14 protein-coding genes are annotated in these 18,876 nt (G+C 44.0%); 10 read left to right on the forward strand and 4 right to left on the reverse strand.

Annotated features, from left to right (window positions below; genetic code table 11):
* The first annotated feature begins 104 nt into the window (after positions 1 to 104).
* Positions 105 to 2,465, forward strand: coding sequence for an FAD-dependent oxidoreductase (locus tag DXA57_RS07580; RefSeq protein ID WP_243005742.1), 2,361 nt, complete (start codon positions 105 to 107; stop codon positions 2,463 to 2,465).
* A 47-nt stretch (positions 2,466 to 2,512) separates the two neighbouring features.
* Here DXA57_RS07580 and DXA57_RS07585 read toward each other — a convergent pair whose 3' ends face one another.
* Both DXA57_RS07585 and DXA57_RS07590 read right to left on the reverse strand, forming a co-directional pair.
* Positions 2,513 to 3,076 carry a manganese efflux pump gene (locus DXA57_RS07585; protein ID WP_117766201.1) on the reverse strand — a complete coding sequence of 188 codons (564 nt, stop codon included), beginning with the start codon at positions 3,074 to 3,076 and terminating at the stop codon, positions 2,513 to 2,515.
* A 214-nt stretch (positions 3,077 to 3,290) separates the two neighbouring features.
* Positions 3,291 to 3,857 carry a TetR family transcriptional regulator gene (locus DXA57_RS07590; protein ID WP_117766203.1) on the reverse strand — a complete coding sequence of 189 codons (567 nt, stop codon included), beginning with the start codon at positions 3,855 to 3,857 and terminating at the stop codon, positions 3,291 to 3,293.
* A 231-nt stretch (positions 3,858 to 4,088) separates the two neighbouring features.
* Between DXA57_RS07590 and DXA57_RS07595 the strand changes: the two genes are divergently transcribed.
* A complete protein-coding gene (locus DXA57_RS07595) occupies positions 4,089 to 5,462 on the forward strand; it encodes a radical SAM protein (protein WP_117766205.1) in 1,374 nt (457 codons plus the stop codon).
* A 19-nt stretch (positions 5,463 to 5,481) separates the two neighbouring features.
* Here the strand turns inward: DXA57_RS07595 and DXA57_RS07600 are convergent, their stop codons facing one another.
* Positions 5,482 to 6,603: an anaerobic sulfatase maturase gene (locus DXA57_RS07600; RefSeq protein WP_117766207.1), complete on the reverse strand. Its 1,122-nt coding sequence runs from the start codon at positions 6,601 to 6,603 to the stop codon at positions 5,482 to 5,484.
* Between the two features lie 148 nt (positions 6,604 to 6,751).
* Here DXA57_RS07600 and DXA57_RS07605 point away from each other — a divergent pair, with 148 nt between their 5' ends.
* Entirely contained in the window at positions 6,752 to 8,245 is a 1,494-nt protein-coding gene (locus DXA57_RS07605) for a sulfatase family protein (RefSeq protein WP_117766420.1), read from the forward strand.
* Positions 8,246 to 8,384: 139 nt separating this feature from the next.
* Here DXA57_RS07605 and DXA57_RS07610 read toward each other — a convergent pair whose 3' ends face one another.
* Positions 8,385 to 9,524 carry a glycerate kinase family protein gene (locus DXA57_RS07610; protein WP_117766209.1) on the reverse strand — a complete coding sequence of 380 codons (1,140 nt, stop codon included), beginning with the start codon at positions 9,522 to 9,524 and terminating at the stop codon, positions 8,385 to 8,387.
* 210 nt (positions 9,525 to 9,734) lie between these two features.
* Between DXA57_RS07610 and DXA57_RS07615 the strand changes: the two genes are divergently transcribed.
* The 7 genes from DXA57_RS07615 to DXA57_RS07645 all read left to right on the forward strand — a co-directional run bounded on the left by DXA57_RS07615 (position 9,735) and on the right by DXA57_RS07645 (position 18,784).
* Positions 9,735 to 11,447 carry a sensor histidine kinase gene (locus tag DXA57_RS07615; RefSeq protein ID WP_158571259.1) on the forward strand — a complete coding sequence of 571 codons (1,713 nt, stop codon included), beginning with the start codon at positions 9,735 to 9,737 and terminating at the stop codon, positions 11,445 to 11,447.
* A gap of 15 nt (positions 11,448 to 11,462) precedes the next feature.
* Entirely contained in the window at positions 11,463 to 12,950 is a 1,488-nt protein-coding gene (locus tag DXA57_RS07620) for a response regulator transcription factor (protein ID WP_117766213.1), read from the forward strand.
* Positions 12,951 to 13,107: 157 nt separating this feature from the next.
* Complete coding sequence (locus DXA57_RS07625; protein ID WP_117766215.1) at positions 13,108 to 14,685, forward strand: extracellular solute-binding protein; 1,578 nt, start codon at positions 13,108 to 13,110, stop codon at positions 14,683 to 14,685.
* Between the two features lie 125 nt (positions 14,686 to 14,810).
* Positions 14,811 to 15,716 carry an ABC transporter permease gene (locus DXA57_RS07630; protein WP_117766217.1) on the forward strand — a complete coding sequence of 302 codons (906 nt, stop codon included), beginning with the start codon at positions 14,811 to 14,813 and terminating at the stop codon, positions 15,714 to 15,716.
* A 12-nt stretch (positions 15,717 to 15,728) separates the two neighbouring features.
* Complete coding sequence (locus DXA57_RS07635) at positions 15,729 to 16,625, forward strand: carbohydrate ABC transporter permease (RefSeq protein WP_117766219.1); 897 nt, start codon at positions 15,729 to 15,731, stop codon at positions 16,623 to 16,625.
* A gap of 4 nt (positions 16,626 to 16,629) precedes the next feature.
* Positions 16,630 to 18,153 (forward strand): sulfatase-like hydrolase/transferase, encoded by a 1,524-nt coding sequence (locus DXA57_RS07640; protein ID WP_117766221.1) that lies wholly within the window; start codon positions 16,630 to 16,632, stop codon positions 18,151 to 18,153.
* Between the two features lie 103 nt (positions 18,154 to 18,256).
* Positions 18,257 to 18,784, forward strand: coding sequence for a spore maturation protein (locus tag DXA57_RS07645; RefSeq protein ID WP_117766223.1), 528 nt, complete (start codon positions 18,257 to 18,259; stop codon positions 18,782 to 18,784).
* The last annotated feature ends 92 nt before the right edge of the window (positions 18,785 to 18,876 follow it).

Consider the following 18,876-nt stretch of genomic DNA (forward strand, 5'->3'; position numbering starts at 1 on the left):
GATGCCGTTGGATTTTGGATTTGAAAGTTTTATTATATGCGTAGGAATCATTTTTGATTCTGTTGTTATTGTATAGATGCGTGAGATAAGGAGAAAAATGCAATATGAAGCGTAGAGAATACAGCTGGCCTTACGGGAATGAGGTGGGCCGGGAGGAGATCATAAAGAGTGATGTGCTGGTGCTTGGTGGCGGTCTTTCCGGTTGTTTTGCGGCTATTGCGGCAGCGAGGAAGGGGCTTTCGGTCGTTGTTGTGGAGAAGGGCGCAGCGGAGAAGAGTGGTGCAGCAGGAACCGGTTTTGATCATTGGGAGTCTGCCTGTACCAATCCTTGTTCTGAGGTGACACCGGAGGAGATCGCAAATGCGTATGTCCGGGAGCAGGACTGGTACAGCAACGGTATCGCTCATTATATTGAATGCCGGGAGGGATATGACCGTCTTCTGGATCTGGAGGCTTTCGGAGGAAAGATCCGTGATACGGAAGGAGAGTTTGAGGATGCAGAGTTCCGTGATGAGAAGACGGGACTGATGTTTGCGTATGATTATAAGAATAAATTTACGCTCCGTGTCTGGGGAACGACGTTTAAACCGGCTCTTGTAAAGGAGATGAAGCGGCTGGGCATCCGTGTTTTTGACCGGACGGAAGCCACAGCGCTGCTTCTTGACAAGACAGGCCGGAAGGGCATCGGTGCGATGGGTATGAATGTGCAGAACGGAAAATTTATGATCTTCCAGGCAAAAACGACAGTTCTTGCCATGTCCCGCCCGGCCAGGGTCTGGCTGTTTGATCCGGATCTTACAGGGCTTTGTGAGTTCCGTCCCATGCAGAGCATCGGAAGCGGTCATGCCATGGGCTGGAGAGCCGGCATGGAGTTTACCATGATGGAGAAAACGGTCCGGGCAGAGTTTTCGGCAGCGGGAAGAAGTTTCCCGCCATATGGGGCAGGAAACAATCACAACACCTGGTATGCAGCTACCATGGTGGATGCCAGAGGCGTGGAGATCCCTTATGTAGACCGTGACGGAAAGGAGCTCAAGACGGTTTCCGAGCGTTATTATCCGGCGGAGGGGCAGAAGTTTTTCCTCAAGGGCGGTGTCATTGACAATCCGAAGTATGAGTACCGCGGTCCGGAGACGTTGGATTTCGGCGAGCTTATGAAGCGGGGCTATCAGCTTCCGTTTTATGCAGACTTGAGCCGTATGCCGGACAACGAACGCCGGGTGATCTGGGGCATGATGGTGGGGCAGGAGGCTAAGACCAATGTGCCGATCTATAAGAATTACAATGACCGGGGCTTTGATCCGGCAAAGCATATGCTTCAGAGCTATGGAACCGGTTGGCAGTCAGCAAACTTTCTGGAGCAGGAGCGTCAGTTTTTTGGAGCTCCCGGCGGGATCCTTCACAACTGGGATCTGATGACAAACATCGAGAATGTTTACGCTGCAGGTGACCAGCTTTATGCTTCTGACTGTGCCGGTTTTGCCTGTGCGACCGGTTATTACGCAGGCCGTAAGGCTGCGAAAGCCGCTTTGATGGCTGATTGGACTGCCTACGATCCGGAAGACGTGAAAAAGGAGCAGAAACGCCTGTATGCCCCGCTTTTTGTGGATCCGGAAGAGGGGATGACCTGGAAAGAACTGAACATGGCGATCGCAAAAGCTATGCAGAACTACTGCGGAGGAGTAAAATGTGATGCGCTTCTCATGGAAGGCCTGGATCTTCTTACCACCTTTGAAAAAGAGATGGTGCCGAAGCTTTCCTGCCGGAATCCGCATGAGCTTATGCGGATCCATGAGGTTTTGGATATTCTTACGGTGGCAAAGATGGTACTTCATGCCAGTCTGGCACGGAAATCCAGTTCTGCCCCGCTTTGTTTTACGAGAAGTGACTATCCGGAGATGGATCCGGAGAAGGACCGTCACCACATCGCCATCCACCAGGAACATGGTGAGGTCAAAGTGAGAAAGGTACCGCTTGATTTCTTTGGTGAGCTGAAGACAGAATATGAGAAGCGAAACCAGGATTATATGGAAGAACTGAAGAGCCGGCATGCGGTTCTGGAAAAAGATGTGGAAAAAGTGTTGGAGAATGGTCTTGAAAAACTGAGCGTCAAAGGCTGGGAAGGCGCCGGCTATGAGAAAGCCGGAGCTCTTGCAGAAGACATCACTGCTCCGGCAGAGGAAACGGCTTCCGCAGCCTTTGAACTGGAGGAGACCCCCTGCAGTGTCCGTCCCATTGTTTACCATCCGGATAAATGTATCGGATGCAGCCGCTGCGCTGCTGTCTGCCAGTGTGATGTCCTTTATCCCTCCCCGGAAAAGGGGCAGCACCCGGTAGTCATGTACCCCGGTGAGTGTTATTACTGCGGAGCCTGTGTTATGGTTTGTCCGAAAGATGCCATCGAACTGGTCCACCCGCTGATGAACCGTGCAAAATTTGTTCCGACGAGAAAGCTGGAAGAATAAATAAAAAGCCTTTTGGATCCCTGAAAATGGAATCCAAGAGGCTTTTTTCAGATGAAGAGCACCCTGCAGACCAGCCACAGGAGCAGCGCTCCATTGATGGAGCAAAGAACTTTTTCGCTGCGGACCCCGTTCCAGTAGCCGAAGGAAAATCCGCCTACAGCAGCCAGAAAACCTAAGGAGACTACCCAGAAAAAGGAAAGGATAGAACTGTAGTAATACATGGTCATGCCGAGAAGCAGAGCTTCTGTGCTGGTCCGGAAGGAGAGCTGCGCACAACGTTCCAGACTTAAGGGAGAAGATTTCCGTTCATCAGGAATGCCCGGGTTTCGAAGCCGCACAAACAACTGATAACCGATCAGGATCATCAGAAAGACGTAGACCGTTTTATAAATACGTTCCAGCAGATCAATCTGGAGATATTGTTTAACCCACCAGGGCAGAAGGATCCCGCAGACCTGCATGCAAAGCTGAACGACCAGAAAAATTCCTCCCAGAGCAAAAATTTTCTTCTTCTTCAGACCGGACTGGGTAGCACCGGTTTCCATCATGATCACAAAAATATGAAGAGCAGTTCCCAGTCCCACGAGAACACTCCATAAAACAGTCGACAAAGACAGCACCTCCTAGACAGTTTCACTTCATAATATGCTTCTTATTATGTATGACAGCGAAGAGTGAAAACAGCATTAAAATAGAAAAACTGTCATAAAGATATGACAGAAACAGGAAAATGTCATGTGGGCAAATGACAAAATTTTAAAAGTGCAACTTTTCTTTTCTTTCACATTCTGTAAAATAAAAACTGCATGAGGAAACAAAAGGCTTTCACCTGGAAAGCTTCGGAGAGAGAAGATCACTGAGTGAACTGGAAACAAGCAGCTCATAAACTTCCATGATCTGATCCACAGGAATTTCCGGTGATTCGACCAGCCATTTGGTAAGTACAAAGAGAAAGTTGTTGATGTAATATTCTGTGATGTTTTCCGCAGTCAGAAACGGATGCTTCGGTTCTCCGATCCTTTCCCGGATGATGGGGAGAAGAAAATCGTGCATGCTTCGACCAAGGATATCCCGGAAGGAATTCTGAGAGGAGCGCATGATCTCCCGACGGTAAAAAGCAGAGTCTTTCTGGATCGCAACGATCATAAAATGAAATGCTTCTTTTACCAAACCGCTCTGAAGAAAAGGACGCATAGGTTCCAGGACTTCATGAGTAAAAATGTATTCAACCACTTCGTACTTATCCTGAAAATAATTGTAAAAGGTAGGACGCATCAGTCCCACTTCATCTGTAATTTCCTTGATGCGGATTCTGTCCAGGTCTTTTGTCTTCAGAAGATTTTTTAATCCTTCGGCAATCAGACGGGCAGTTGTTTCGTTATTGGACAGCATAAGACCTCCCTCAAAAAGTAAAGCAAACAGAAGTCAGTAGTTATCAGTTTAGCATGTTTTGCGTAAAAAGCAAACAAAAAGTACTGTTTTTGTCGAAGAGGAAGGGTAAAGAAATCATATGTTTTCCATAAGAAACCGATATTTGACATACGGTCTTATGGCTGTATGATAAAATATATTTGAAAATAATCGCGGAGCTTTTTCCGCAATTTCCAGGAGGTTGAAAAGAGAATGAAAGTTATTGATGCTGTAAAGAATACTGCTTTTACCACTGCGATCAACTCAGGATTGAAGTATCTGGAAAAAGATCCGGAGGTTAATATACCAAAACTGATGAGTCTGGTAGATAAGGCTGCCCCGGAAGGCTGGTATGAAAGTGCCAGAGATATGATCCGGAAAGCCATTAAGGAGAAAGGAAACTGGTATGATCTGATCATGAAGATCTATCAGCTGGATCCCGGCGTGAGAAAAGCCTTCTTCCAGAACTTTATCGTGAATGCATCCCTGAAAGGATCTGCGATCCATCAGGATATCATGGCAAAAGAGGACTGTAACGTTCCCTGGGCCATCCTTCTTGATCCGACATCTGCCTGTAACCTGCACTGCACCGGCTGTTGGGCTGCAGAGTATGGTCATAAACTGAATCTGGATCTGGAGACTATTGATAACATCGTAAAACAGGGCAAAGAGCTTGGTATTTATATGTATATCTATACCGGCGGAGAGCCTCTGGTCCGTAAGAAAGATATTATCACTCTCTGTGAGCGTCATCCGGACTGTGAGTTTCTTTCCTTTACAAATGGTACACTGATCGATGAACAGTTCTGTCAGGAACTGCTCCGCGTCAAGAACTTCGTTCCGGCCATCAGTCTGGAAGGCTTTGAGGCTGCCAACGACGGCCGCCGCGGCGAAGGTGTGTATGACAAAGTAAAACATGCCATGAAGCTTCTGAAAGACCATAAGCTGCCGTTTGGTATTTCCACCTGTTATACCAGTGCCAACTACCAGGATATCACCAGCGAAGAGTTTTTCGATATGATGATCGAAGACGGTGCGCTGTTTGCATGGTTCTTCCATTATATGCCCGTTGGAAACGATGCGGTTCCCGAACTGATGCCCAACCCGGATCAGCGTGAGACGGTTTACCGCCGGATCCGTGAATATCGGAAAACAAAATCCATTTTCACCATGGATTTCCAGAACGATGCAGAGTTTGTACATGGCTGTATAGCCGGCGGTCGTTATTATCTGCATATCAATGCAGCCGGAGATGTGGATCCCTGTGTATTCATCCACTATTCCAACTGCAATATCCATGAGCATACCCTGCTGGAAGCTTTAAAGAGCCCGCTCTTCATGGCTTATCACAGAGCACAGCCCTTTAATGACAACATGTTCCAGCCTTGTCCGATGCTTGAAAACTCCGGCCGGATCACGGAACTTGTCAATGCTTCCGGTGCAAAGTCCACCGATCCTCAGTCTCCTGAGACTCCGGAACACCTTTGCGGCAAGACCAAAGCCTACGCTGAAGCCTGGGCTCCCAGAGCCGAAAAACTCTGGAAAGAGCGCCAGGAAGAGATTGCGGCGAAAAAGGCGGCAAAATAATCGGCCGGAATCGATCCGGTTATTTACGAGGGAGAAATTGTGAAGCAATCTCACGGATCGTATCACCACAGGCATCAAAGAACATCCGGTATCCCTCGCAGAAGTAATTATGGTAAAGACCGGTTGCAGGATCCAGATCTCGGCTTCGCTGGCAGCCGCCCCTGCAGAGTATATAGTGGGGGCAGGCAGCACAGCCTTCCGGGATTTTCCTGGAACGGCTGATGAAGCCGATTTCTTCTCTCTTTTTATCGATCACATCTAGAAGATCCTGATTAAAATTTCCCAGACGATAATCATCCAGCATATAAAAATCACAGGGATAGACGCTTCCATCGGCTTCTACGACATACTGAAGTCCACAGATTCCCCGCTGTTCACAGGCCTCGGCCTGATAGCCGGCGGCCAGGGCGACGTAGTTTTCAAAGGTCCGGATGAAGGGCTGACGTCCCTTTTTAAGGTCTTTGTACCATAACCGGAAAAGCCGGATCAGAAAAGAGCCGTACTGCTCCGGAGTCAGAGCATACGGAGTTTTTTCATGTCCTTCCTCCATGGGATCCAGACAGGGAATGTACTGCTGGTAATGCCAGCCGTTTTTCCGGTATTCTTCATAGACTTCCTCAATGTGCTCTGCGACATCAGAAGTGACTACCGTAAGAATGTTATAATCTACTTCATATTGATCCATAAGCTTTGCCGCATGTCTGACCCGGGCATAAGTATCGTTGCCGGTTTTGTCATGTCGGTGGGCATTATGGATCTTTTCTGTTCCGTCAATGGAAAGCCCTACGAGAAAATGATGTTCCTTTAAAAACTGACACCATGCTTCATCCAGAGCAAAGCCGTTCGTCTGAAGAGCATTGGAGACAGAGATCTGGTGTTTGTTATACTGCCTCTGATACTCCATGGCTTTTTGGAAAAAATCCAGTCCCCGGAGCGTAGGCTCGCCGCCCTGATAGGCATAGGCAGCAGAACCCTCTGCCCGGAGAAGTGTCCGGCGGATCACATTTTTCAATGTCGTTTCCGCCATAAAACCATAAGAAGAAATTTCACGTTTGCTGGCTTCATCACAGTAAAAACAATAATCACAGCTCATGTTGCAGAGGCTGGAGGCTGGCTTTAAAAGTACGCTGATCGGTGGCATAAAATGAGACTCCTTTCGGGGATAGGTAACCATGTACTCAGTATAAGACTTGTGTGAGAAAATGACAACAAGCTTTGCAGATTGTTTGACTTTTACAGGGAAGTCTGGGATAATGTTGACAGAAAAACAAGAGTGGGGGAAGGTAAAAATGAATCAAAAACCAAATGTGATCTATATCCTTGCGGATGACATGGGATATGGTGATATCAGCGCTTTCAATGAGAATTGCCCTTTTAAAACACCGAATTTTGATGCCATGTGTGAAAATGGTCTGCGGTTTACGGATGCGCATGCGTCTTCCGCTGTGTGTACGCCGTCCAGATACAGCATCCTGACCGGCCGCTATAACTGGCGGTCAAGACTGAAATCCTCTGTGGTGGGGGGATATTCGGAGCCACTTCTGGAGAAAGGAAGAAAAACAGTAGCGGACCTTTTCCGGGAACAGGGCTATCATACGGCAATGGTAGGCAAATGGCATCTGGGAATGAATTTCGCGAAAACGCCGGAGTTTACGGAACTGCCGGATTTTGATGCCTGCAAGGGAGTGGATTACGGTGCGCCCATCCAGGATTCTCCGGTGGCAAATGGTTTTGACTATTTCTTTGGGATCAGCGCTTCTCTGGATATGCCACCCTATATTTATATTGAGAACGACCGCTTTACAGAGCTTCCGGATAGGGAGACGATAGGAAAAGGAAAGAAATACTGGAGAAAAGGCCTGACCGGAAAAAATTTTCATCATGAGCATGTGCTGGATGAACTGACGGATAAAGTCCTTGAGAAGATCGAAGAGTACAAGGAAGAGCCTTTCTTCCTGTATTTCCCCATGCCGGCACCGCATACACCGATCCTTCCGGCACCGGAATTCCAGGGAAAATCGGGAACCAATGAATACGGAGATTTTGTCCTTCACTGCGACCATGTAGTAGGAAGAGTTGTGGAAAAACTGAAAGAGACCGGTCTTTTTGAGAATACGATCGTGATCTATACTTCAGACAACGGCTGTTCTCCCATGGCAAACTTTGAAGAGCTGAAAGCAAAAGGCCATAATCCCAGTTATGTGTTCCGTGGAACAAAAGCGGACATCTATGAGGGAGGTCATCGGATCCCGCTGATCGTACAGTGGCCGGAAGCGATCAAAGCTGGGGGCAGCTGTGACCGGATCGTCTGCCTGTCCGATCTGATGGCAACCATGGCAGATGTCCTGGATGTGAAACTTCCCGACACCTGTGCGGAGGACAGCGTGAGCAATCTGCCGCTCTGGAAGGATCCGGAGGGAGCAGAAGTGAGAAAGGATATCGTGCATCAGAGCATCGATGGTTCTCTGTCTATCCGCCGTGGACAGTACAAACTGGAACTCTGCCCGGGTTCCGGCGGCTGGTCTGATCCGGTTCCTGGAAAAGAGGATCCGGAGGCACCCAGATTCCAGCTCTATGATCTTTCTGTGGATATCAGTGAGCGCCGGAATGTCATTGAAGAGCATCTGGAACTTGCCAGTGAACTCAAAGAGATCCTGAAAGGCTATATTGAAAATGGCCGCAGTACACCGGGGGCACCCCAGTCCAACAACGGACAGCGGATCTGGGATACCATCGGATGGTTGGATGAGGAAGATAACGGCAGGATCAAGATTTACAAATAGGATGATGCCGGGGTCAAAAAGCCATTCATGCTTGCATGCCAAGGCTTTTTGACCCCAGGATCTGCCAAATATGAAAAAGTAAGCAATTTACGCAGTAAAACAGCGGCTTGTGCTCATTCATAGACACAAGCCGCTGTTTTTAATGGAGATTCTTAATCACGCGGAAGACCTGTTCCACGGTATCGGTCATATTCTGACCGGCCTGCCTTGGATCCATGGCTTCTTCCAGACTGGTCACGGTGCGGAGGATCGGAAAGAAGGCATCGATCCCGGCTTCATTGCAGGCAGAAGCATCTGAAGTGACACAGCCGGAAAAGGCCAGTACCGGTTTCCCATATTGTTTCGCCATTCTGGCAACGCCGATGGGGGCTTTTCCGAAGACTGTCTGCCCGTCCAGGCGACCTTCACCGGTGATGACAAGATCCGCATCTTTTATGTGATCCGCAAGTCTGGTTTCCCGGAGAACAATCTGGATACCGGATTCTAGACTGCCGTGGAGAAAGGTCCGGAAGGCAAAACCAAGCCCTCCGGCGGCTCCGGATCCGGGAAAAGCAGGATCTGCTTCCGGATATTTCTGCCCGGCCAGAGCGGCATACCGGAGAAGCCACTGGTCCATTTCATGGATCATGGTTTCGTCAGCTCCTTTCTGGGGACCGAAAACGGCACTGCAGCCCTTTTGACCGCAGAGGGGGTTGGTGACATCACAGGCAATGAGGAAGGTACAGTCCTTTAATTCCGGAAGTGCATGGCGATCATCAATGAAAGATAGATCTTTGAGGCCGATGGCTCCAGGCGTGACTGGTTGGCCATTCTTGTCGAAAAGAGAGAAACCAAGGGCCTGAAGCATGCCAGATCCTCCGTCGTTGGTGGCACTTCCACCGATTCCGATGATGAAATGGCGACAGCCTTTCCCTATGGCATCTCGTATCATTTCACCGACACCGTATGTGGTGGTAAAAAGTGGATTCCTTTTTCTTTCTGGGACCAGAGTGATTCCAGCAGCAGCAGACATTTCGAGGATGGCGGTATGCGTTTTTTCAATCAGGCCATAGCGACAGAAGACCGGCTTTCCAAGAGGGCCAGTAACGGAAATTTCCACGGATCTTCCATTACATGCAGTGATCAGGGCCTCTACGGTTCCTTCACCTCCATCTGCCAGAGGGCGGACGATGCATTCAGCCTCCGGGAATACCCGATGGATTCCTGCGGCTGCACTGTCTCCGGCTTCCAGGGAGGTCAGGCTTCCCTTAAAAGAATCAATGGCGATTACGGTTTTCATGTGTTGTCCTTCCTTTCTTATAACTGTTCAGAGCCACCTCCAAAATGCGATGCATTTCGGAGTTTGTCTTATTGTATCATAGTACAAAAGCTCATTCATTTACAAAAACAGAGATTTGTGATATATTGCTTATAAAACGAATAAAAAAAGATAAAAATTGTGAAAAATATATAATTCAAAAAGGATATGGATTCAGAAAAGGGAAGAGCTATGAAAAAGAAAAAAAGATGTTTTTCTATTCGCATAAAAATTTTGATTGCATCTTTGATAATCGCTTTGAGTACCACGCTGGTATCTTTGGCGATTTCTTATTATACGGAAGTTGATACGATTAAAAGTACAATGAAAACATATACGAAAGAGTATATTTCTTTTGCTGGGGACAATTTTCATGAAATGATGCTGGAAGGAAGAAGAATTCTTCTATCGGTAGCAGTAAAGACGGATATTGTAGCAACTGGAATTTCAAAAACAGCGTCGGAGGCATCGATTGAAGGATATCAGAAAAAGAAGCGAATAAAAAGTTTTTTGTCCGGATTGATCAGTCAGAAAAATTATATTGATAATATTCTGGTAGTAACGGAAAACGGGCAAATTTACCAGGCAAGCTCAGAATTGATCGTACAGAAAGATATGGAAGAGGCGGTTGTCAAAGAAGCTTTGGAGGCAACAAGGGTAGGACTTTTTTATGACCGGGAACTAGAGGAAGTATGGATGGGATGTCCTATGTACTCAAGAGGAACTCAAGTTGCGTCCGTACTTGTCAAACTGAACTATAAAAAAATAACAGAAGTTTGGGGAGTGGAACCCCTTTCCGGAGTGGAAATTTATCTTTATGGAACAGACGGACGTATTTTTTTCAGCAACGCCTTGGATGAAGAGGCAGGAACAGAATTGTATCAAAAGGTAACAGCCGATGGGCATGATTCTGGAGATTTACTGATAAATGGGGAAAAACAGTATTTTATCTGTGATCTCGCAGAAGGCGAGGAGATGACAGCAGTAGGAGTGGTGCCATATGATGTTTTTACCAAAAGTACACGAGAACTGGGAACAAAATTTCTGGCGATTGGATTGGTAGCCGCGATAGGTTCCTTGACAGCATCGGTTTATCTTTCCGGAAAAATCTGTGACAATCTGAATCACCTGACGCAAAGCATGAAAATGGTACGAAGTGGGAATTTACAAGTTCGTGCAAATATAAAAACAGAAGATGAAATTGGTGTACTTTCGGATACTTTTAATGAGATGATGGAAAGAATTTCTGAATTACTGGAAGAGATAAAAGAAAAGGAAAAGTTAAAAAGGGAAGCTGAGCGGGATGTACTGGAAACACAGATAGAACCTCATTTTTTGTATAATACGATAGACAGTATGCAATATGTAGCGCATATGCGTGGAGAAACAGAAATCGAAGAAGTATCTCTTGCATTATCAGAACTTTTACGCAGTGTGCTGTCAAATCATGATGAATGTATCACCTTGTGGGAAGAAAGAGAATATATTGAAAATTATCTTACAATTGAACGTTTTAAATATCGTGAGCTGTTTTCTTTGGTGTGGGATGTAGATGAGTCTCTGTGGGGAATCAAATTACCAAAACTTTTATTGCAACCTCTGGTTGAAAATGCACTGTTGCATGGAATATCAGAAAAAGAGTCAGATGGTCTGATTCAGATTAAGGTTTATCGTCAGGAAATGAATTTGACCATTAAAGTGATTGATAATGGAAAGGGTATGGAACAGGAAGAGATTGACCGGTTACTGCAAAATATTCAGAGAACAGACAAATCAGGCTTTCGAAGGGTAGGGCTTGCGAATGTCTTTCAGAGAATCAAGCTGATTTATGGAGAAAATTATGGAGGAACTATTTACAGCTGCAAAAATCAATTTACCTGCGTAGAGCTTCGCTTGCCAGGATAAGGAGAAGATGAGAGAATGAAAATTTCAGTTTTGGCGGTAGATGATGAAAAGGTATTTCTGGATTTTATCAGTCAGATGGAGCTTTGGAAAAAAGAGACGTTTCAATTTGCGGGAACAGCCAGAAGCGCAGAAGAGGCTTTAAGATATCTTTCCAGGGAAAAAGTGGATGTAGTTCTATTGGATGTTTCTATGCCGGGAATGGATGGAGTGGAGTTATCCGCGATTATTTCTCAGACTTATTCAGAAATAGAAATGATAGCTCTGAGTGGATACGATAATTATGATTATGTGAGAAAAATCCTGAAAAATGGTGCACATGATTATATTTTGAAATCAAGGTTTTCTGAAGAACTGCTGGAAGAACTGCTGGAACAGATTTTGGAGAGGAAAAAGAATCGTTCCACATGGGATACGAAAAAAGGTTTGCGGGATAGGGTAAAAAAATGGCTTCTGGAAAATCGTGAAAATCCTTTTACACAGGATAACTCCAGGAAAGCGGCGGTTATAGGGAGGATTTATTTTTCAGACAAAGATACGGAGAAAGAAAGGGAGGTTCTCAGAGAAGGCATTGCTAGGCTGTTTGAAGAAGAGGCGGAGGCAAAGCAGGATATTCTCGCCTTTTTTGCAGATGAAGTGCAATTTGTTTTGATCTATCGTTTTTATGAGGAACATTCAGAAAACAGTATTTTGAGTAAACTTGAAAAAAACAGGCTCAGTGCAGAAAAAAATATTGAAAGAATTTTTGGCGTACGGGCAGAAAGTGAAAAATGTCCTCTGTTTTTCTCTGATGCAGCGTTGCGTTCCTTTTTGCTTCACAAATTAAAAAGCACGAATGAAAAAACAACAGTCCAGAAAGACCGTCTTACGATGACACTGGAACAGCAAAATATGCTTTTGTCAGCGGTAAAACGACTGAACTATGAAAAAGCAGAACAAATGGTAAGAACAATTTATGCGCAAATTCCTATGGAAAAAGAAGCTATGTGCATGATGATAACGCGGGAACTTTTGGAACTTCTGGACAGAATTTGCCTGGAGTATGAAATAAAACTGGATTTTATTCCGAAGGATTTTCGACTGTTTTCTTATACACAGAGAAAAAGCAGAGAGACTCTTTCCGATAACATTTCCGGTTTATATTTTAATGTTTTACGGGAAATAAAGGAGAAAGAACAAAAAAAGGGCCAGTTTTCAGAAATGGTATCCTGCGCGATTCTTTATATGAAAGAGCATTGTTCAGAAACGATAACGTTAAGCCAGACTGCAGAAAGACTAAATGTAAACAGCTCTTACTTAAGCCGGGTATTTCACGGAGAGACCGGAATGACGTTCATTGAATACCTAAACAGAATTCGGGTAGAAAAGGCAAAAGAACTGTTAAAAGATGGAAAAACGCTGAAAGAAACTGTTGGTGCGTGTGGCTTTCAAAGTTATAATTACTTTTTGAAAATTTTCAAGGAATATACAGGACAAACGCCAAAAGAGTACCTGTTGCATGAATAAGAAGGGTCTTCTGTAAAAAGAAGATCTTTTTTTATTCGAAAGTAAAAATTGAAGATAATCAAGTAAAATATATAGATATATTTCTGAAAGTATCAGAAAAAATAGATGATAAAATAGGCTTATCAAAAAACAAAGTAACAAAGCAAGGAGGAACGGTATGAAAAAGAGTATTTCAAAGAAAAAGGAAAGAAAAGCATGGACAACAGTTTTATGTACAGCAATTTCTGTTGCAATGTTATCAGGGAGCCTTCCAGTAAGAGCGGACGGAAATGAAATAAATAAAGAGGGCTTTCCGATTTCAGATGAAACCATTACGATGACTGTTTATGGACAGAGAGATCAGAACCAGGCAGAATGGAAGGATATGTTCTTTCTTCAGAAATACGAGGAAATGACAAATATTCATCTTGATTATCAGGAAGTTCCAGCCGATGGATTTTCTGAGAATAAACAGTTGCTTTTTGCCTCCAATGAGCTGCCGGATATTTTTTTAAGAGCTTCGTTGAATGCAAACGAAGTCTCCATGTATGGAGTGGGAAGCGGACAGCTGATGATTCTGGATGATCTGATTGCAGAGTATGCACCGAATCTGACAAAGATTTTTGAAGAAAATCCTTCTATGAAACAGGCTTGCATGTCTGCAGATGGCCATATTTATACAATTCCTTTTATTGATATGAGTGCAACAGGAAAAATGGATTTTAAACAGTGGATCAATACCAAGTGGCTGGAGAATCTAAATCTGGAAATCCCCACCACATTAGACGAGTTCAAAGAAGTTTTAATCGCTTTTCGTGATCAGGATCCCAATGGAAATGGTGAAAATGATGAAATTCCAATGGGAATCCGGGAGCCAAGTTCTGTATATGCTTTGGGCGGCTCCTTTGGTTTGCAGCATCAGATGAGAGATACTTATAACATTGATGATGGAAAAATTCACAACTGGCTGTGCGATGACGAATTTAAGAACTATCTGATCTGGTTAAATGATCTGTATAGTGAAAAACTGTTGTGGCAGGATTACTATAAAAATGACAGACCTGTGTGGAGAGCAAACCTGTCAGGTGAGTTATTTGGAGCTATGTATATGCCCTATTCGGATGTATTTCTGAACTGTGAAGAAGATTATTCCGGATATGAGCCTTTAATCGGACCGACAGGTGAAAAATTCTGGGCAGATGGAAAGAGCGGAGTGGAAACAGGAACCTTTGCATTAAGCAATACATGTTCGAATCCGGAAGCAGCTATTCGCTGGGTGGATTACTTCTTTAGTGAAGAAGGAGGTCTGTTCTTTGCTTTTGGAGAAGAGGGGACTCATTATACCTTTAATGAAGAAGGAATTCCCGTATTTAACGATGAGATTTTAAATGCAGAAGAAGGCTTTATGACAGCACTTGGAAAAATCAATATGGTGCCTGGAGGCGGTTTTCCCTGTCTGAGAACGGATGAGACCAGTGGTGTAGTAGCGAGTGAGAGAACTCAAGAGGCATCTAAGATTCTGGAGCCGTATCTGCCAAACGTATATTATGATAAACCGGCAGTCAGCACAGAAAATATGGATCGTGTAGTAGCAATCGAACAGGATCTGAATACTTACAGGGATGAAGCAGTTACAAAGTTTATCATTGGCGAATGGGATTTTGATATGTGGGATGAATACTGTGCAACTCTGGAGCAGATTGGCATTCGTGACCTGGAAGAAATTTATCAGGAAGCCTTGGATGCAATAAAATGATGTAACTGTTCAAAGAAAATCAGAAGGTTCGTTTTGCAACCTGAATAATGGTTGGGAGCAGGAGTTTTCTTGCTCCCAATCGTATCAAATAATCGGCATAGAAAAAAGAATACCGGGAGGACAGGATGAAAAAGAAATATAAAAAAATACGAAAATATGCAGGCCTTTATATCATGCTGGCGATTCCGTTTCTCTGGTATATTATTTTTAAATATATACCTATGTACGGTCTTCAAATAGCATTCAAGCGTTTTAACCCTACACTTGGAATTACAAAAAGCCCATGGGTCGGTCTGACTTATTTTAAACAGTTTTTCGATTCTTACTATTTTGGAAATATCCTGTGGAATACGGTCTCCTTAAGCTTGTTTACCATGCTGGTTGGTTTTCCAATGCCGATCATTCTTGCACTGCTGATTAATGAAATAAAGAATACGAAATTCCAGAAAGTTGTACAGAATATTACTTATATGCCAAACTTTTTGTCTGTAGTTGTTATTGTGAGCATGTTAACCCTGTTTTCAAACAGAGATTATGGTTTGTTTAACAAAATTGGAGCTTTGTTTGGTGCTGCACCTGTGGATTTCATGGCGAAACCGGCATGGTTTCAGCCACTGTATGTGTTTTCTAACGTTTGGCAGTATATGGGCTTTAATGCTATTATTTATATTGCAGCATTGGCCAGTGTAGATCAGGAACTCTATGAAGCGGCATCAATTGACGGAGCATCACGGATGCAGAAAATTATACATATTTCACTGCCATGTATTATGGGAACCATCATTATTATGTTTATTATGAGAATTGGAAGCCTGATGTCGGTGGGGTTTGAAAAAGTGTATTTGATGCAGAATAGCGTGACCCTTTCTGCGAGTGAGGTGATTTCCACCTTTATTTATAAAAATGGTATTCAAAAAGGACAATTTTCATATAGTACAGCAGTTGGGCTGTTTAACTCAGTAATCAATTTTACCTTACTGATGTTGGCAAATTTTGTGAGTAAAAAAGCAACAAAAACAAGTTTGTGGTGAGGGAGGAAGAACATGAAAGGGAAACACACGAAGAGAGCATTTAGTGGAGACCGAATGTTTGATATGGGGGTAACTGTCCTTGCAGCCTGTGTTGTAGGAATCGTGTTGGTTCCACTGCTGTTTGTTCTTGCGGCATCATTTTCAGACCCCGATTTGGTAGTTCGGGGAAAAGTCTTACTGTTCCCGAAAGGATTTACACTGAAAGCTTATCAGATGGTTTTTGAAAACAAGGATATCTGGAAAGGATTTCGTAATACCTGTTTTTATACGGTGGCAGGAACAGCTATCAGTGTTGCATTGACAGTCCTTGCGGCGTATCCGTTGTCCAAAAAAGATCTCCCAGGGCGAAATATATTGATGATGTTGATTTTATTTACCATGTATTTTTCCGGAGGAATGATTCCCACTTACCTGCTGGTAAAAGACCTTGGAATGTATGATACGGTTTGGGCATTATTGATTCCGGCAGCAATTTCCACTTATAATCTGATTGTTGCGAAAACTTTTTTTGAAAACAGTATTCCTACAGAAGTTTATGAGTCAGCGAGACTGGATGGATGTAATAATCTGGCAATGCTGCCCAAAATTGTACTTCCACTTTCCAAAGCAATTTTGGCAGTTCTGGTTTTATACTATGCGGTTGGGATCTGGAATGCATATTTTGACGCATTAATTTATCTGAGAAATTCGGATTTGCATCCTCTTCAGATTATATTGCGTAATATATTGCTTTTGGGTCAGACAGAACAGATGGGAACCAATGATGTTGGCATGGCAGAAAAAATAAAAATGGCAGAAGCCATAAAATATTCTGCGATTGTGATATCAAGTATTCCTATGTTGATTTTATATCCGTTTGTACAGAAATATTTTGTGAAAGGCGTCATGATTGGTGCGATAAAAGGGTAAAATTATGAGAGAAAAACCAAATATTATAATTGTTATGTCAGATCAGCAGCGTGCAGATCTGCGAAAAAGTTGTGGATACTGTTTGGATACCATGCCTTTTCTGGATGCCTGGGCAAAAGGCGGATGTGATTTTGCAAGAGGCTATACGCCTAATCCAACTTGTATGCCTGCCAGAGTAAGCATGTTTACCGGGCGTTATACGCAGTGCCATAAGGTACGAACAAATCACAATGCGGCGGATGCCTATTATACAGAAGATCTTCTGGATATTTTAAAAAGAGCAGGATATGAAACGGCATTATGTGGAAAAAATCATTCTCACCGGGAACCGGAGGACTTCGATTTTCATGAAACCTGCGGACATTTGGGGTATGAAGGTGAAAAAAATAATACGCCGGAAGAGATTGCTTTTGCAGATTATTTGCGAAGTACAAAACACATGGAGATGCATGAGCCTTCGCCGGGCGGGGTAGAAGTTCAGCATCCATATAGAAATGTTTCAGATGCATTACGCTTCATCGACCAGCGAGATCAGAAAAAGCCTTTTTTTGCCTGGGTTTCATTCGCAGAACCACACAATCCATATCAGGTTCCGGAACCATATTTTGATATGTTTCCGCCAGAAATACTGCCTAAAATGAAAGGAACGGTTGATGATTTACCGGAAAAGGGTGAAAGATTTGTATGGCTCCGAAAAGTGTGGGAGGAAATTTTAGGCCCAGATATCGAAAATAGAATTTTACGAGCTCGTTCAAATTATCTTGGGATGCTGCGGCTGATTGATGATCAGTTTAAAAGATTAGTAGAAGGAGTCAGAGAAAGAGGACTGGAAGAAGATACAATCGTTTTATACTTGTCAGACCATGGAGATTTTGCAGGGGAATATGGATTGATACGGAAGGGCCCAGATTTGCCGGATGTATTGTGTCACATTCCATTTATCTGGCGTGGACCTGGAATTAAAATGCAGGACAAAAAATTGCAAAGTTATGGAAATATCGTAGATATTCTGCCGACAATCTGTGATTTCCTTGGAGAGGAAATACCTTTTGGCTGTCAGGGAAAGAGTTTAAAACCGATATTGACGGGAGAAAAGCTTACAAAGGAAGAATTTGACACAACTTACGCAGAAAGTGGCTTTGGGGGTCTTTACTGGAATGAAAAGGACGATCTGGATCTTATTCGGGAAGGGGCTACCTATAAAATGGAAACATTTGACTGTCTGAATACATGGACCCAGTGCGGACAGGTAAGATCTTTCTGGAAAGATGGATGGCATATTCAGATGGATATGAACGGAAAAGGGTATTTATATCATGTAGATGAAGATCCGGAAGAAATTCATAACTGCTGGAAGGAAGAAAAATATCGTACGGTAAAAGAAGAAATGCTTTGTGGACTGGCAGAAGCCATGATGCGCGCGGCAGATCCTTTACCGGCTCCACATGCACGTTATCGAACCAAGATCCATCCAAAAGGTTATTGGAATCAACCATATATCAGTCCGGATCCAGGTGTCCGCAGTTGATAAGAGAGAAACTTTCACATTTTGTTTCTTATATGGCTGAAAATTGAATATTCATAAAAATGGAAGATATATATGTAAAGAAGGATCCGCAGGAGTGCACAGCTTGAACTTTCTGGTGTTTTTATCGACGTATATTCTTCCATTTTTTATTTTTTATGTGGTGGCATACGGTCTCTGGAAAGGACGGAACGTTTACGAGTCCTTTGCAGAAGGCGCCAAAGGAGGCTTTCAGACGGCATTTGGTATTTTGCCGACTCTGGTGGGACTTCTTGTGGCCGTGGGAGTTCTTAGGGCTTCCGGTTTTCTGGATCTGCTGGCCGGGATTTTCAAGCTGTTTTTGAAAAACTCCGGTTTTCCGTCGGAACTTCTTCCATTGGTTCTTGTCCGTCTCTTTTCCAACAGCGCAGCGACAGGACTGGCACTGGACCTTTTTAAAAGCTGGGGGCCGGATTCCGAACAGGGGCTTCTGGCTTCTCTTTTCTTAAGCAGTACGGAAACTGTTTTTTATACGATGAGTATCTACTTTATGAGTGTGAAGATAAAAAAGACCCGCTACACTCTGCAGGGCGCACTGCTGGCGACCCTGGCAGGGATTGTGGCGAGTGTTTTTCTGGTGAAAGGGATGAGATAGGTTCAGGCAAGAAGTACTTCCATCTGCTTTCCACAGAAGGAAAACTCACACTTGTATACAATGATAAAAAGAAAGCTATTGTGTTCTTTTCG

Origin of the sequence: Blautia sp. OF03-15BH (assembly GCF_003463065.1) — a bacterium.
Lineage (GTDB): Bacteria > Bacillota > Clostridia > Lachnospirales > Lachnospiraceae > Limivivens.

Coding starts and splice junctions, on each gene's coding strand:
- DXA57_RS07610 (WP_117766209.1), bottom strand. CDS start 9,524: ATGAAAACCGTAATCGCCATTGATTCTTTTAAGGGAAGCCTGACCTCC.
- DXA57_RS07635 (WP_117766219.1), top strand. CDS start 15,729: ATGAAAGGGAAACACACGAAGAGAGCATTTAGTGGAGACCGAATGTTT.
- DXA57_RS07600 (WP_117766207.1), bottom strand. CDS start 6,603: ATGCCACCGATCAGCGTACTTTTAAAGCCAGCCTCCAGCCTCTGCAAC.
- DXA57_RS07630 (WP_117766217.1), top strand. CDS start 14,811: ATGAAAAAGAAATATAAAAAAATACGAAAATATGCAGGCCTTTATATC.
- DXA57_RS07620 (WP_117766213.1), top strand. CDS start 11,463: ATGAAAATTTCAGTTTTGGCGGTAGATGATGAAAAGGTATTTCTGGAT.
- DXA57_RS07615 (WP_158571259.1), top strand. CDS start 9,735: ATGAAAAAGAAAAAAAGATGTTTTTCTATTCGCATAAAAATTTTGATT.
- DXA57_RS07640 (WP_117766221.1), top strand. CDS start 16,630: ATGAGAGAAAAACCAAATATTATAATTGTTATGTCAGATCAGCAGCGT.
- DXA57_RS07595 (WP_117766205.1), top strand. CDS start 4,089: ATGAAAGTTATTGATGCTGTAAAGAATACTGCTTTTACCACTGCGATC.
- DXA57_RS07580 (WP_243005742.1), top strand. CDS start 105: ATGAAGCGTAGAGAATACAGCTGGCCTTACGGGAATGAGGTGGGCCGG.
- DXA57_RS07625 (WP_117766215.1), top strand. CDS start 13,108: ATGAAAAAGAGTATTTCAAAGAAAAAGGAAAGAAAAGCATGGACAACA.
- DXA57_RS07605 (WP_117766420.1), top strand. CDS start 6,752: ATGAATCAAAAACCAAATGTGATCTATATCCTTGCGGATGACATGGGA.
- DXA57_RS07590 (WP_117766203.1), bottom strand. CDS start 3,857: ATGCTGTCCAATAACGAAACAACTGCCCGTCTGATTGCCGAAGGATTA.